This window comes from Shewanella phaeophyticola, from assembly GCF_025398315.1.
Taxonomy (GTDB): Bacteria; Pseudomonadota; Gammaproteobacteria; order Enterobacterales; family Shewanellaceae; genus Shewanella; species Shewanella phaeophyticola.
Genome location: NZ_JAODOQ010000001.1, coordinates 2,359,251 through 2,374,257 on the forward strand (window position 1 = coordinate 2,359,251; position 15,007 = coordinate 2,374,257).

The following is a 15,007-nucleotide window of genomic DNA, read 5'->3' on the forward strand; positions in this document are numbered from 1 at the left end:
AATCGGTGTCCAATTATTGGGGGGCACTTCAAATCCGACTGGCTTCTATACCGAACTTCATTAATAAATGACCACTCAGAATGCGTCCAGCATTTTTTTGATTAAGGCGTCGTAATGTTGTAATGGTATTAATATATATCGATAAGGTTTTTCAGCGACAACTGTTTCATCCCCCCCATGGCTGCAACTTGTGCTAATAACAATTCGCCGCAAGATAAGGCATCAACCAGCGCATTATGTGCAGAGTAAACGGGTAGATGATAACGCTCTCTACTCGCGCCTAATCGCAAAGAACCTTGCCTTAGTACATCCTGTTGTCTTAAACAGCGCTTTTTTTCTATTGCTAAAGTGTCGATAAACACCAAAGGTACTGAATGTCCAAAACAACGCAGTAACTGTTGCTGAATAAACTGAATATCCAGTGGCGCATGATGGGCGACTAAAATGTGCCCTTGGGTTTGTGCTAAAAACCATTGCATAGCTTGTTCAATTGACAGTGCTTTATGTAATTGATTATCAACAATGCCATGTACTGTAGCACTTTGACCAACACTGCCACTAATTGCAATCATTAAATGTTGCGCTTTATCTAACGGGATAACGCCATTAACAATAGGCACAATACCGATGCTAATCACTTGATCTTGAAGTGGGTCTAGACCTGTCATTTCCAGATCAATCGCCATTAATGGTGCGTCAATAAAGCGTTGGCTTAACACAGGTGTGATTGCCGCTAAGTAATTTTTTAAGGGCAAAGGTAATGATTTTGTTTTACTACGCCACAGTAATGCTTTGATCCACCACAGATTGGCCACTAAAAGCTCCTCAAAAACTTCAGCTTTATACCCGCTTGTGCGTCATGCACCACCTTAAATGCATCACGTAATTGATGCCGCAATAATGATGATAAATGCTGTGGCTTTAAAAAATTATTCACCGGTAAATTATGGGTTACCTGATATCCTTGATTGGCTAGGCGCATATGAGCAATAAACTCATGCGCATCAGCAAGATTAAGCGCATCTTTACGATTAATAATATTGGCATCCATTAAGGCTCTGATCCTTTTAGCCGTATTCACCTCTTTGATACCCGCACTTAATGCGTAAACCCGAGCAATGTCATTAATCAGCGCACTGCCCTTATGCTTTAAATCCATACCTTTGACTTCACTGCCATCGCGCTCAAGCACAAATTTTCTAAAAAAGCCCAATGGCGGTGACTCTGTGAGTGAATTACCCGCCATGCCAGCAAGAAAGATGTCGTTATCTTTAGTCGAGGCTAATACCTCATCTTGTAACTCACTGAATAAACTTATCAGGCCAAATACTGGACGCATATCAAAAAAGATACTGGCGTGCATTAAAGCTTTAGGCTCAGGCTCAAGCACCCAATGTTTAAATAAGGCTTTCCATTGATTTAGCGGTAACCGCCATTGAGGGTTTTGCGCCATAATATCGCCCGGGCAATATACATAGCCACACTGATCAAGCCCTTTACACACCGCTTTAGTTAAGGTGTCAAAATATGCGGCAGCGAACTCATCGGGTTCGTGGGCTAACAATAAACCATTATCTTGATCAGAACATGCCACCTGATCTTGGCGACCTTGTGAACCAAAAGCTAGCCAACAAAAAGCCATTGGAGCTTTACCCAGTATCTGTTGGTTTAATTCAATCAAGCGACGCGTTAGTGCATCGGTAACCGACGTCAGTACTCGGCCTATTTCCTCAGCTCTAGCATCTGCGCTAATTAAATTTTGTAATAACAAAGGAATTTGTTTACTCACTTGAATTAAACTGTCGATATTGGCTTGGCGACCGATTTCTCCGATGAGCAATAAGGGTTGAGAACGTTGTGCACGTAAAATATCTGTACTGGTGATCATACCAAGTGTCTCGGTCCCTTCGACCACAGGCAAATGGTGAATATTATGCTCACTCATGGTTAACATGGTTTCAAACACCAGCGCATTGGCGTGGGTGGTAATGGGATTAACCGTCATGGCTTGACTCACCAGTGTATTGACATCCAACCCTTCAGCAATAACACGATTACGTAAATCACGGTCAGTTAAAATCCCCACCAACTTATTATTATCTATCACCAGCACCGATGAAACTCTGTGCTCACGCATCAATTTAGCAGCATCATTTACACTGGCATGGGCTTGAATAGTAATGGGTTTGGCACACATGATTGATGTAATGCGACTAGTAGTGGTCAGATCTTTTGCTTTAAAGCGCCCTTCATTTCGTAAACGCTTGGCAAAAGCTCGGGTAAAAAACTGATCAAAGCTACGGTAGTCTGCACGCAATTGAGCAAATAATGCCTGAGGTAAGTGATAAACCAAACCATCTTCTAAAATCGCGACCTTGTTAACCACCTTCTCACCCGACAATAACGTCGAAAAGCCAAAGCATTCGCCTTCTGCAACACGATCCACTAGCACGCCTTCAGGATCGCGCACCTCAAATGCACCACTGCGGACGATATACAATTTAGGGTTGTCTTTATCGAACTCCACAAAAGCAGAGGCTTTACTGTAATAGCCCACGGTAATGGTTTTAGCGCATCGGCTAATCACCTCAGCGGATAACGAGTCAAATGGAGAATGTGTAGCCAAAAATTGTTCTACGGGTTGTAACTCGCTTGCATCCATTACTCAACTCCCTATTGTTTACCAATATCACTATAGCAAAGCGTTTAAACTCAGAGCTATAGGACTAAAGCCCAACAAAAAGAGCGCCGAAGCGCCCTTTTATATTAGCTTAATAATCGAGCTTGATGATTAATGGTCGTGTGCTCCACCTGACCCTTTAGGGAAACGGATAGACTCAACCATTTCAACAATCTCATCAGGAATTTTAGTGGTCACTTTACTGACCGCAAATGCCACACCAAAGTTAATAAACATGCCCACCATACCAAAACCTTCAGGTGAAATACCTATGAACCAATTGTCAGATGAATTCGCTGCTGGATTGATAAACTTAAAGTATGCAATGTAACTGGCAGTAGATAATAAACCAATCACCATACCGGCAATAGCGCCTTCTTTATTCATGGTTTTAGAGAAAATGCCCATGATAATAGCAGGGAACAATGACGCCGCCGCTAAACCGAATGCAATCGCTACCACCGCAGCCACAAAGCCTGGTGGATTAATACCAAAGTAACCGGCCATTACCACGCCTAATGCAGCAGCAATACGGGCGTACATCAACTCTTTTTGATCAGAGATGTCTGGCATTAAGTTTTTCTTCAGTAAATCGTGTGATACCGATGTTGAGATAACTAACAATAAACCTGCTGATGTTGATAATGCCGCCGCTAAACCACCCGCTGCAACAAGGGCAATAACCCACGCTGGTAGCGAAGCAATTTCTGGGGTAGCAAGTACGATAATATCGCGATCGATGTTCATTTCATTTTGTTCACCGTTGGTGTAAAAAATCTTGCCATCATCGTTTTTATCTTCCCACTTGATTAAACCGGTTTTTTCCCAGTTTTTAATCCACGAAGGTGCGGTTTCATAAGGTACACCGGCTGAATCTGGACCATTAATGGTTTCAATCATATTGACTCGTGAAAACGCTGACAATGCAGGAACCGTAGTATACATGATCGCAATAAACACTAATGCCCAACCCGCTGATACACGTGCATCTTTCACTTTAGGTACCGTAAAGAAACGCACGATTACGTGTGGTAAACCAGCAGTACCAAACATCAATGCACCGGTAATAAAGAACACGTCAATCATGTCTTTAGAACCTTCGGTGTATTGGGAGAAGCCTAACTCGGCAGATAAACCATCGAGCTTATCGAGTAAGTACACCCCAGTGCCATTACCCGCTGCATCAATGAGCTCAGCCCCAAAGCCGATTTGCGGTAAAATATGACCTGTCATCATTACCGAAATAAAGATGGCTGGTACCATAAAAGCAAAAATCAATACGCAATATTGCGCAACCTGAGTATAGGTAATCCCTTTCATGCCGCCTAATACCGCATAAAAGAACACCACAGCCATACCTATGTATACGCCGGTTTCCACCTCAACTTCTAAGAAGCGGGAGAACACCACGCCTACCCCACGCATTTGACCTGCAATGTAGGTAAAACAAATAAAGATGGCACACACTACCGCAACAGTACGGGCCGTTTGCGAGTAATAGCGGTCACCAATGAAGTCTGGCACGGTAAACTTACCAAACTTACGTAGATAAGGTGCCATGCATAAAGCCAGTAATACATAACCGCCAGTCCAGCCCATTAAATAAACTGAACCGTCATATCCCACAAATGACACAATACCCGCCAACGAAATAAATGATGCCGCAGACATCCAGTCTGCCGCGGTTGCCATGCCGTTCAACACGGGGTGAACACCGCCACCAGCAACATAAAACTCTTTAGTAGAACCTGCACGAGACCAAATGGCGATCCCGATGTACAGCGCAAAAGTGGCGCCGACAATTAAATAAGTGAGTGTTTGAACATCCATCGTAGTGCCCCTTAGTCTTCCTGAACATTGTATTTTTTGTCTAATGCATTAGCTTTCGCTACATAAACAAAAATCAGCGCCACGAATACATACATTGCACCCTGCTGCGCAAACCAAAACCCCAGTTTGAATCCCATAAATGTGATTTCGTTAAGTACATCAACTAATAAAATGCCGCAGCCAAATGACACTGCAGCCCAAATTGCAAGCAAACTAAGTACTAGACGTAAATTCTCACGCCAATAACCCGCTGCCTTATCGTTATTTTCAAAACTCATTGCGACTCCCCTGTGCTAGTTTTTGTAAAGTCATTGTTAATTTAGCAACTCATACCAGCACCACAATCAAGACCTTAGTCGTACCTTTTTTGATAAAACATGATAAAAACCAATAAAATCAAATTCTATCAGAAGCTTATATTCATTTTTATTGTTAGATTTAATTAAAGTGATTAAACTTCTTTAGACCAAGGTCGAACAAAAAGCCGACGAAATAACATTATAAATTGGCTTTTATGCCGCAGAATGAACACAATATAAATTTGGGTTTACATTGAAATCTCATCAGTTTCTTGAGATAAGTATCGAATAGCCATGACGGTTTTTATAATAAAATCAATAAGGATCTCTTTTTGACGCTTTCCAGCATTAACAAACAACACCTGCTGTTTTCTATTGTTCTGGGCATTGCAGGTTTACTCATCAACTGTTATCCCATTCAGTTTTTCGCCAATGTGCAATTTGTGCTGGGGAACACCGTGACGGTCATTGCCGCCGTATTACTTGAGCCTTGGTATGCATTTTTAACCGCCATGTTTGCGTCAACAGGCTTAATGATTAACTGGGATAGTCCTCATGTTTACCTATTTTTCGGGCTTGAAGCGTTATTTTTGGGTTATGCAAGACGATTAGATATCTATGCTTTATATGCTGATGCGGCGTATTGGCTCATAATAGGTGCACCTTTAGTGTACTTATATGTCACCTTTATTATGGAGATCCCTTCGTCGCACTTAGGGTTTATCATCGCTAAACAAGGCGTGAATGGATTGGTGTATACCAGCCTGGCCTCGCTACTCATTTTAGCCATACCTAAGCTATGGTTTTTTAAAGATAAAGTAAAAGATCGTCATCGGCGTATGTTGAGTGCTCAATTAACGTATTTTTTCACCCTTATGGTGACGCTTACCCTGCTATTTTCGGCATTAATATTTAATTATTATTTTTTAGAACGTCAACAAGCCATGTTGAAACAAAACATCAATGACGCGGTTTCTCACTTGGCAACCTCGACTCAAAATTACTTACAAAGCCACAAAACCGTCATTGATAATGCGGCAAAGCAATTAACCATCGTCGCAAACGATCGCTCTCAATGGCAGAAGATGTTAACTAACCTACATGAAAGCTACCCAGGTTTTATTAGCATGCTGATAGCTGATCCCAGTGCCGACATTATTAATGCCAGCCCAGTTCTCGCGGTTAATTAATATTGACAATGAACAAAACATCAATATTAAAGACCGCGACTATTTTATTGAATCGTTTTACAATCACCGCCTATTTGTCTCATCTGTGTTTTTAGGCCGCGGTTTTGGTAATGATGCCATTATTGCCATGAGTGCCCCCTTCTATACTGACCTTCAGCATACAACAACGGCGGGGATTGTAGAGGGATCGTTAGATTTAAGTCACTTCTCCCATATTGACCAAAATAATGAATATACTGACGATGAATCGGTCGTCATGGTCGATGAGCAAAACCAAATTATTTATTCGTCTGAAAAACTCGGATTAACCGCGTTGTCAGTGTTTGATTTCACGGTCAATGATGGCGTATATCGCACTAGCCTTGAATTACTCAATATTGAACATCCAGATTCTATTGTGCCTGAATATATCTATGCCCATAAAACACTGGAAAATGGCTGGATCGTATACATTTTAAAAGAGTTCTCACCTTTACTTAAATTGGCAGAAGAGCAAATGTTTAGTAGTTTTCTTATGCTACTTATTTCGCTGCTGTGTACTTTTTATATTTCCAGGAAACTTAGCGCACTATTAACCGTACCGCTCGAGGTGGTCGCAAATCAATTCAGTACATCAGCAACCGGTGGGACAAAAGTACCCAGCATTGATGAAAATTCCCCTAAAGAAGTATTTAATTTGTACCAACGATTAGCAGCCAGTAAACAGCAGTTGATTGACAATCAAGTTGAATTAGAAGAAACCGTGGCCAAACGCACTGAGGAATTAGAAAATGCTAACCGTAAGCTCAAAGAGTTAGTCGACAGAGACTCACTAACAGGCTTATTTAACCGTCGTTATGCTGAAGGTAAATTTAATGAAATGCTCGACTTTTGCATGCGCAGCGAACAAGCCCTTACCGTGGTGGTATTAGATTTAGACTTATTTAAAGAAGTAAACGATAACTATGGCCATTTAGCAGGTGACGAATGTTTACGTATTTTTTCTCAGTTATTACAAAAATACTTTAAGCGCGACATTGATATTGTGGCTCGTTATGGTGGCGAAGAATTTTTATTAATATTGCCGCTGAGCAATGCGTTACACATCAAACATCACCTTAATAGCTTTAGAGAGGCCGTATCTGAACAAAAGTTTACTTCGCCTGAAGATAAGCGTGAATTCAGCGTGACTGTCAGTATTGGGGCTATTACTGCCAATGCTGATTACGCCAATGATTTAGACAAATGGATTAAAGTGGCAGATGATAATCTGTATCAAGCCAAGCAAGACGGTCGCAATAGAACCATAATTGATATCATCACGGAGTAATGCTTAAAAAACGAACGGCGTAAAAAGGTGTTTATTGGCTAAAAAAAGCAAAGATCACTGCGTAAATAAAGCCCTATAATCATCGATAAAGACACTTGGCTTGAGCCTAAAGAAGTAGGCTCAACCCATGTTAAACTTAGCCCATTAAACCAATGCTTACCCCATGAGCAAAGATAACATTGATGACTAAACTCGATATGGTTCAATCACTCAACTAATGGTTGGTTTAGCGGTAACCCAACGCATTCAAAGCCATCAATGAGCCAGCGGCGTTGCATACAGTTAAAACAGCTTAGTAATACATCATCAATCATCTCATCTTCATCATCTTCGATAAAATACTGGCAAACCGCAGCAGCCTGCCGAGATTGAATGACATTATGATTGTCAAAACGAAACAACCAACGTCCTGGTGCTACACTATTTTGCGCCTCTGCTGCTGTAGTACTTGCGAGCGAAAGGACATAAGTAAACCATCTCGTCATGATTGAACCATCAAGCTCTTGATGTTGACTGTGATTGCATCGCTTCATTTCTGCCCCCATGATCAGTATTTTTTTAACTGTTGTCTTAACGCATTACACCATTGAAGATCACCGGTTTGCGGGTTTGGCACTTGATATGCCAATAACAAAAATAAATGACCATGGAACACAGCTTTGACCTTTCCACTCAATAAAATCTGTTCTTGGCCACTAAGCATCTGCCCATTCACATCTATGACGCCGTCAAGGCCACATTGCTCAGTGATGTGATCAACGCTTAGCAATACCGAAGGGATCTCGTCAGATAACCCCACTGAAACTTGGCCTTTAACCTGCCATCATTACCCGACAAACGTAAGCCGATACCCGCTAAAGCACCAATCACACCTTGACCCGTACCGCCATGTTCAGATAAATCGACATTGACTGTTTCAGCCAGTTGATAAGCCTCATTTTTAGTTTTAACCATCTGTTTAGCGTCAACACCAAAACATATGAGTTGATGACAATCATCAGCCGTTAATGCGTTTTTATCGACAATCGCTAACCCCGGGTCTGCTACCGCAGCACTCTCTGCCACTAAATGCGCAATGCATAACTGTTTGATTTTACTCAACGATAAATCAGACTCTAATTCGAAACACATTGCACTATTGTGAGAAGTGTATGGAATATCAGGATGCACAAATAACTGATGCCTTGTCACCCAGCTAGCATGCTTTACGCCCAGCTTATTGACCGAACTCACAGCAGATTCAGCCATAATAAGTGCCATTATTTCCTCGGCAATTTCACCTGTGCCTTTGGTGCCAATATCATCAGTATCGTCAATACAAATTAACCAGGTTGTTGTCATTTATCTCGCATCCCATTTTTCATTAGTAAATCATGCGCATCTAGACGCTTTAAAATCAGCGGTACCAATAATGCGCCTAATACAGCAAACGCACCGCCGCTTAGGCAGTTAATCCCAAATTGAAGTAAGACAATATTCATGTCCATACCTACTAAGAAATCTTGCACACCAGACTTAAGCGCCCATGCAACTGAGCCTATTAATGCCACTAAAATCAGGCGAACCTTAAGCGAGAATAACGCACCTATAAACAGTAAGCCGATGTCCATTGCCATAGCAGGTAAAGTAAATTTCAATAAAATAAATAACCCGCCTTTACCAACGCCTAAAATCATCGCTAACATGCCCGATAACAATCCACATAAGCTAATACTGCCAACTTTATTGGTGGCTCCGTAGCACACTAAATAAAATAAACTCATTAAAAACATCGAATGCCCGGAAAAGCCTAGCTTCATCCGCAACATACTTTTAATCACCACCAGTAATGTTGCACAAAAACCAATAAACAAAGAATGGTGTAAATTAAATCTCGAACTCATTTACGAATACCTTATTGTCATAATGTTAGTTTAACGGCCAATGTGTGTGGGTTGATGATTTATCGAAGTGTCGTTGGTTTGCAGAGTGCGCAATGTGTTTTGACAAACTTAACAATTGAATAAGCAAAGGAAATAACACGCACTTAACCAGCTCATACCAATTGATAGGATTCATTAATGCTTTAGGGGTAATACGGGCGCCGCGTAAGCATTGAATATGGTAAATGTCTCGAGCTTCTTGGCCAATAAAAGGTAATACTTTAATTGATGTTGTCACTACAAACGCCCATTTTGTCGGCAGTAATAAACTGAGTACCTGGCTTATTTGATGGCTTGATTGCGTACTCGCGAGCCACCAGCTCGGCAACATCACCAGTATGATGCGAGTCACTACAATGACCGCTTCAAATAATCGATCTTGGCCATAAAGCAAGACATACAAGCCAATGGTCACCAGCGATTGGAATATAAAAAGTTTGATTAACGGAGCGAGTTTAGCTTGGCAAAACCATGCGTGAACCAATAGGCAAGCATTGATGAGCAATAAGTAACCTAGGTGTTGTTGTAACACTAAAAAAGCACTCATTGATAAAACAATACTAAAAGCGATTGCGGCGCTGCATAAAATGAGCTTTTGTTTTGAGCGTAAAATAGCGTTGTTTAATGCACTCTTTTCAGGTACTAGATTGGTTAGTGTGTATTTGTCACGCTTGGTTGACTTTAAATGTATCATCACTAAGATACTCTTTTTAACACACAGTGTTCAGTAAGCTGTTGCTGCTCAATAAGCCAACATTTACTCAGCAGTGAAGACAGTATGGGTCGATGACTAGAAAAAATAATCGCCCCACCGTTTTCAGCAAAGTGTTTTAAAGCATTAATCACCAGTGGAAAATAATGATTATCTAATCCAGCGAAAGGATCATCTAATAATAAGATCTTAGGTTTTATACACAGCACTGATGCTAATGCCACAAGATGTTGTTGCCCATAAGACAATTTATGCGGAGAATGCGACGCTAAAGGCAATAAATTTAATTGTGTTAATATCTCGGTTGCATTAGCTAATGGTAAACCGAATCGTTTAAGGCTAAATTCAAGCTCTTGCTGTACCGTCATTTCAAAAAGCTGCCTTGACGGTCTTTGCATTAAAAAACCTAAGTTTGCCCCAAATAGTCCCAGTTTAGGTGTTTTACCTAACAATGAAATCTGGCCTTTGTATTCATCACTCACACCGACAATTTGATTAAACAAACTGGTTTTGCCGCAACCATTTTCACCAAATAAGCCCACTATGTCACCTGCATGTAGACTCACAGTCTCACTGATGTGTAATGTGGCGATTTGATTAGCATACCTAATTGTCACGTCCGACAGAGTCAGTAAACAATTGCTTTGAGCGGCAGCGTCAACATTTTTCTGCTGCATCATATTGACGGACATTTTATCGTCTAAACACAAAGAAGCAGAATGACGACTGATTTTATCGGCAAAATCGTGACTGGCTTGGGGGGAGCGAGTAGAGCAGAACAGTGCACCTGAAGTTAATTGCCATTGAAAATCAATCATGTCAGTAAATGGAGCAGTATTGTGCTCCACTATCACCACGCTAACACCCGTTTCAAGTAAGTCTGTTAATACCTTACACAGCTCGGTAATGCCTTGATTATCAAGTTGCGCCCACGGCTCATCAATTAACATCAAGTTAGGTTCAAATACCAATTGAGCCGCCAGCATCAAACGATACTTTTGCCCTAAAGAGAGATGAGTTACGGGCGTATTGAGCGGAAAGGCTAACCCAACTTTAGCTAATGCCTGTTCAACTAATGGCAACATATCCAAAGCAGGAACAGATAAATTTTCAAGCCCAAATGCAACTTCAGCACCTATGGTTTCCCTCACCAATTGTACATGAGGGTCTTGCATGATCATGCCAATGATGAGCTCTGGGCTATGGGTTATTTCCCCTTGATAATTAAATTGATTTGGCATTGCCATCAGCTGCAATAAGGTTGTTTTACCACAACCTGTCGCCCCACTAATACAGTGGCATTCTCCAGCATTGATCTGAAGATTAAGGTTCTGATACAAATCAGTTGAACTCCCCAGTTGCAGTTCAACCTGATGCAATGCCAGTAAGGTCATGAATTAAAGCTGCCAGTTAATACCAACAAACACTTGGCGGCCTGCTTGCGGCAGTGCTTCACTCTGATAATAATTTTCATCCAATAAATTAGTCGCTCTGATATAAGCTTCTAAATTATCCCCCATAATCGGCTGCGAAAGACCAAGATCAATTAAGGTATAATTGTCTACATCATTTTGCACCGACACTGTGGTGCCACTGATTTCTTCACTGGTATAGAATACTTGATCTGCAATGTGTTCAATATCGAGGTTCACTTTCAATCCAATATCAAATTGATATTGGCCTTGGAATCGATATTGATGCTTTGGTCGATACTCAAGTTCTGTCATATCATCTTCATCTGACGCTTCAGAGTCTAAATAGCTATAAGAGACCGTTAGCATTAAATTATCAAAGTATTGATTTTTAATCGATAAATCGACACCTTTAAACTTATAGTCACCTAAGTTTTGATAAATACTGTTGTCATCTTTGGCAATATAATCGTCTGCTTCAGTGTAGAAACCAGTCACATCGAATTCGGTTTGGTAACCTAAACCCTGTTTAAGACCTAATTCAAAATGTGCAGACTCTTCTGGGTTAAGATCTTCATTACCGGATGATTGAGAATACAGGTTAGTTAACAAAGGAAAACGAACTTTGCGTGCAACACCGGCGTGTACTTTGCTGTTATCAGCAACGTTCCAATAACCTGATAATTGTCCTGAGTAATTATCATCATCGCCTTGGTCTTGCTCATGATTATGAGCCGCTAAGCCTAAGGTGATACCATAAAGATCATCACTCTGATACTGATACTCTGCTGCTAACGTATGTAACCAAGCATCTTTATCAAATTGCTCACTTGTGTCTGAACCCGAGGTAATACTGGTCGACTCCCAACCTTGCTGTTCGCTAATAAGCGAGGTAGTAAAAATGCCATAATCAAACAAATCTTTTACCAATTGCAGGTTGGCACCTTGAACCGTTGAGGTACTGTCTTCGCTCGATTTAATATCCTCATAATCACTTTTCTTATAGCTGACATCTAACGTATTGCTTTCGTCATGATAAACGTAACCACGGAATACCAGCGACGGTGAAAATTTATGTGCTACACCTAATTGCACTATTAGACTGTCAAAATCATCAATGCGTTCATATTTGACTTTATTTGTACCCGTTCCATCAGCGCTCGGCTTACCCCATTCTGCTGAATTATAGCTAATGTTTCCGGTTAACTTTGTCTCATCTGACGCAAAGTAACTGCCTTGTGCGTATACATTATCTAATGTTTTATCCGCATTTAAACGGGTATCTCCGCTTTGGTCATCAGTGTCTTCATAATCTGACGACATTGGAAAACCATCCGTCTCTTGGTGGTTATAACTCATAAACCCTTGCCAGTTACTGCTGCTGCCAGCAAGGTTTAAGCTGCCATTCATGGTGTCATTTTCAGAAAACTCGAGATTACCTGAAACATTGGCTTCCATGTCGCCTTCACGAGTAATGATATTAATAACACCACCCGCCCCGCCTGGGCCATAGAGTACCGATGACGGCTCCAACAGAGACTTCGATAGACTCGATTAATGCGGTAGGAACCACACTAGGATCAAATTGGCCATCTTCAGCGCTATTCGCTGGTACGCCATTGATTAAATAAATAACATGTCTTGATTTAAAGCCGCGAATATCGACCCTTGGTGTACCTTGGCCACCGACTCGGACATAAATACCTGGAACGGTTTTCAACACTTTATCTAAGCTTTGAGCGCCTGAAGCTTCAATGTCGGCTCTTGATAGACTCCAATGAGTCATTGATGATTCAACTGCAGATGCACTTTGGCCTTTTACAACAATAACCTCTTGAATGTTTAAAAGAGGGTCTCGTTCAATATCATCAGCCACAGCCATAAAGCTCGCTAAAATAGCGATTGATAGAAGGGAAACACGTAAGGGTGTGCGCGAAAGGTTTATTTGATTCACGGGGCAACATCTTCCTGTTTTCTGAAGGTTCAATAGTTAGTGTGAGTATTCTTGCCGATGGCCTCAATTAAGCTCAAGCTTGATTAACAAAAACTACAACTAAGGCAACAAAAATCACTTAAAAGGAAACAAAAAAAACAGAAATGGACAATTTGTCCAAAACTAAAGCCAACGCTGTCATCAAATTTACGGTAAACAATTTACAATGAATCGAGATCCCATTCTTTCATTTTACGGTCTACTGTTTTACGCGACACGCCTAAATGCTCAGCAGCCAACACTTTATTACCTTCATAATGCTCAATCACCCTGAGGATATGCGCCTTCTCAATGCATTTTAAATCCCAGTCGATAGGAAGGTAATGTTGTCCGAGGTTAGAGTGTGGTATGTCAACTTGATTAGCGCCGATTAGCTTGGGAGTAGCCGGTAATTGTTGCAAGTATTCCTTAGGGGTAATGTTGAGTAAAAAACATTGCTCAATGGTATTTTTTAACTCTTGGATATTTCCCGGCCAATCATAATCAGTTAAGCATTGAAAATCAGAAACGCCCCACTTGGAATAATCCTTTAACAATGCTTTACGACAGGTATTGTGCTGCATCAAATATCGATTAATGAAAAACTTTGCCAACATGACGATGTCTTCAGGGCGTTGCTTTAAAGGAGGTAACGCGACAATAAACTCAGCAAGACGATAATACAGCTCAACTAAAAACTCGCCTCTTTGTACCCGAGAAAACAATCGCGTCGTACTCATACTGACTAGCCTAACATGCTGATAGTTATTTAATTTTATTGAGTCTAATGCGATAAGTAACTCAACTTGTTTGTTCATAGGCAATTCAGCAATATGATTAAACACTAACCAGGTTGTTTGTGAACAGTTAGCACAATACAAGTCTATCTTTTTCGCATCGAGTTCACTCGGAGCGCGACAATCAATCATCATAAAATGACTAGGAGAGCATAATGATTGCTGTAATTGAGACACGGCCAATTTTTTACCGGTACCCACCTCTCCTTCAAGTAATAATGCATTACCCGTAGCGCTAATGATGTTTACTGTTCTTTTTACTTGTTTAATCGCGACACTATCACCAATAAAAAGTGAAAAGGCACTATTGAGACTATTTGTCTGGGTATCAAGTGCTAAGGTATCAACAATAGAAGTACTTGCCTCTGATGAGTGTTGAATTAACCAGCGAGAAATAACAGCATTCACCTCAACAGTATCGATTGGTTTTGCAATAAAATCACAAGCGCCTTTTCGCATAGCATATAAAATATCTTCAGATTTAAACGACTGGCTAATGACAATAAATTGCTGAGGAAAAGTTAAATATGCTGATTCTATCGTGGCGTTAATGGGGGATGAAACATTGGTATCCCTCAGTTGAGTGGTTTTAGTCTCTGAGAGAACACTTTGATTGGCACTAGGGAACAAGGATTCAAACTCATCAACAACATCTAATTCAATAATACACAGATTAAAGTTAAACCGTTGAAACAGAGCCGAAGCATGTTCAACATTACGAGCAAGCTCAACGAGGCCAAAATAACACTTTAATAGTGAAGATAGTGCTTGCCAATTAGACAAATCGGGTTCTATCACTAATACCGCTTGTTCGGGTTTTACACAGTGTATTTGTTCAACACTCATAGCTTGCTACCTTAGCGTCAGTCATCCCCTTCCCTTAA

Annotated in this window: 15 protein-coding genes; 2 read left to right on the forward strand and 13 right to left on the reverse strand. The window is 40.9% G+C overall.

Annotation, left to right across the window (positions count from 1 at the left end):
- Positions 1-128 precede the first annotated feature (128 nt).
- The 4 genes from N4T56_RS11005 to N4T56_RS11020 all read right to left on the reverse strand — a co-directional run bounded on the left by N4T56_RS11005 (position 129) and on the right by N4T56_RS11020 (position 4,788).
- Positions 129-806 carry an exonuclease domain-containing protein gene (locus tag N4T56_RS11005; protein ID WP_261734802.1) on the reverse strand — a complete coding sequence of 226 codons (678 nt, stop codon included), beginning with the start codon at positions 804-806 and terminating at the stop codon, positions 129-131.
- Positions 807-814: 8 nt separating this feature from the next.
- Positions 815-2,662, reverse strand: a complete 1,848-nt coding sequence (locus N4T56_RS11010; RefSeq protein ID WP_261733255.1) for a DUF294 nucleotidyltransferase-like domain-containing protein — start codon at positions 2,660-2,662, stop codon at positions 815-817.
- 129 nt (positions 2,663-2,791) lie between these two features.
- Positions 2,792-4,510, reverse strand: coding sequence for a sodium:solute symporter family protein (locus N4T56_RS11015; RefSeq protein WP_261733256.1), 1,719 nt, complete (start codon positions 4,508-4,510; stop codon positions 2,792-2,794).
- A gap of 11 nt (positions 4,511-4,521) precedes the next feature.
- Positions 4,522-4,788 carry a DUF4212 domain-containing protein gene (locus N4T56_RS11020; RefSeq protein WP_188921825.1) on the reverse strand — a complete coding sequence of 89 codons (267 nt, stop codon included), beginning with the start codon at positions 4,786-4,788 and terminating at the stop codon, positions 4,522-4,524.
- 353 nt (positions 4,789-5,141) lie between these two features.
- Here N4T56_RS11020 and N4T56_RS11025 point away from each other — a divergent pair, with 353 nt between their 5' ends.
- A complete protein-coding gene (locus tag N4T56_RS11025) occupies positions 5,142-5,999 on the forward strand; it encodes a hypothetical protein (RefSeq protein WP_261733257.1) in 858 nt (285 codons plus the stop codon).
- Positions 5,956-7,308, forward strand: coding sequence for a sensor domain-containing diguanylate cyclase (locus N4T56_RS11030; protein ID WP_261733258.1), 1,353 nt, complete (start codon positions 5,956-5,958; stop codon positions 7,306-7,308). The genes N4T56_RS11025 and N4T56_RS11030 overlap by 44 nt, the downstream gene beginning before the upstream one ends.
- A gap of 206 nt (positions 7,309-7,514) precedes the next feature.
- Here N4T56_RS11030 and N4T56_RS11035 read toward each other — a convergent pair whose 3' ends face one another.
- The 9 genes from N4T56_RS11035 to N4T56_RS11065 form a co-directional block, all read right to left on the reverse strand.
- Complete coding sequence (locus N4T56_RS11035) at positions 7,515-7,841, reverse strand: hypothetical protein (RefSeq protein ID WP_261733259.1); 327 nt, start codon at positions 7,839-7,841, stop codon at positions 7,515-7,517.
- Between the two features lie 14 nt (positions 7,842-7,855).
- Positions 7,856-8,107 (reverse strand): hypothetical protein, encoded by a 252-nt coding sequence (locus tag N4T56_RS22465; RefSeq protein WP_315903033.1) that lies wholly within the window; start codon positions 8,105-8,107, stop codon positions 7,856-7,858.
- Positions 8,071-8,649: a hypothetical protein gene (locus N4T56_RS11040; RefSeq protein WP_315903034.1), complete on the reverse strand. Its 579-nt coding sequence runs from the start codon at positions 8,647-8,649 to the stop codon at positions 8,071-8,073. The genes N4T56_RS22465 and N4T56_RS11040 overlap by 37 nt, the downstream gene beginning before the upstream one ends.
- Positions 8,646-9,191, reverse strand: a complete 546-nt coding sequence (locus N4T56_RS11045; RefSeq protein ID WP_261733260.1) for a core component of ECF transporter — start codon at positions 9,189-9,191, stop codon at positions 8,646-8,648. The genes N4T56_RS11040 and N4T56_RS11045 overlap by 4 nt, the downstream gene beginning before the upstream one ends.
- A gap of 25 nt (positions 9,192-9,216) precedes the next feature.
- On the reverse strand, positions 9,217-9,924 hold the full coding sequence (locus tag N4T56_RS11050; RefSeq protein ID WP_261734803.1) for an energy-coupling factor transporter transmembrane component T: 708 nt from the start codon (positions 9,922-9,924) through the stop codon (positions 9,217-9,219).
- Positions 9,925-9,926: 2 nt separating this feature from the next.
- Positions 9,927-11,336: an ATP-binding cassette domain-containing protein gene (locus tag N4T56_RS11055; protein ID WP_261733261.1), complete on the reverse strand. Its 1,410-nt coding sequence runs from the start codon at positions 11,334-11,336 to the stop codon at positions 9,927-9,929.
- Between the two features lie 3 nt (positions 11,337-11,339).
- A complete protein-coding gene (locus tag N4T56_RS11060) occupies positions 11,340-12,887 on the reverse strand; it encodes a TonB-dependent receptor plug domain-containing protein (RefSeq protein ID WP_315903035.1) in 1,548 nt (515 codons plus the stop codon).
- Entirely contained in the window at positions 12,835-13,308 is a 474-nt protein-coding gene (locus N4T56_RS22470; RefSeq protein ID WP_315903036.1) for a TonB-dependent receptor, read from the reverse strand. The genes N4T56_RS11060 and N4T56_RS22470 overlap by 53 nt, the downstream gene beginning before the upstream one ends.
- A 200-nt stretch (positions 13,309-13,508) precedes the next feature.
- A complete protein-coding gene (locus tag N4T56_RS11065; protein WP_261733262.1) occupies positions 13,509-14,969 on the reverse strand; it encodes a sigma-54-dependent transcriptional regulator in 1,461 nt (486 codons plus the stop codon).
- Positions 14,970-15,007 lie beyond the last annotated feature (38 nt).

Coding starts and splice junctions, on each gene's coding strand:
- N4T56_RS11010 (WP_261733255.1), bottom strand. CDS start 2,662: ATGGATGCAAGCGAGTTACAACCCGTAGAACAATTTTTGGCTACACAT.
- N4T56_RS11015 (WP_261733256.1), bottom strand. CDS start 4,510: ATGGATGTTCAAACACTCACTTATTTAATTGTCGGCGCCACTTTTGCG.
- N4T56_RS11020 (WP_188921825.1), bottom strand. CDS start 4,788: ATGAGTTTTGAAAATAACGATAAGGCAGCGGGTTATTGGCGTGAGAAT.
- N4T56_RS11035 (WP_261733259.1), bottom strand. CDS start 7,841: ATGAAGCGATGCAATCACAGTCAACATCAAGAGCTTGATGGTTCAATC.
- N4T56_RS11040 (WP_315903034.1), bottom strand. CDS start 8,649: ATGACAACAACCTGGTTAATTTGTATTGACGATACTGATGATATTGGC.
- N4T56_RS11045 (WP_261733260.1), bottom strand. CDS start 9,191: ATGAGTTCGAGATTTAATTTACACCATTCTTTGTTTATTGGTTTTTGT.
- N4T56_RS11050 (WP_261734803.1), bottom strand. CDS start 9,924: ATGATACATTTAAAGTCAACCAAGCGTGACAAATACACACTAACCAAT.
- N4T56_RS11055 (WP_261733261.1), bottom strand. CDS start 11,336: ATGACCTTACTGGCATTGCATCAGGTTGAACTGCAACTGGGGAGTTCA.
- N4T56_RS11065 (WP_261733262.1), bottom strand. CDS start 14,969: ATGAGTGTTGAACAAATACACTGTGTAAAACCCGAACAAGCGGTATTA.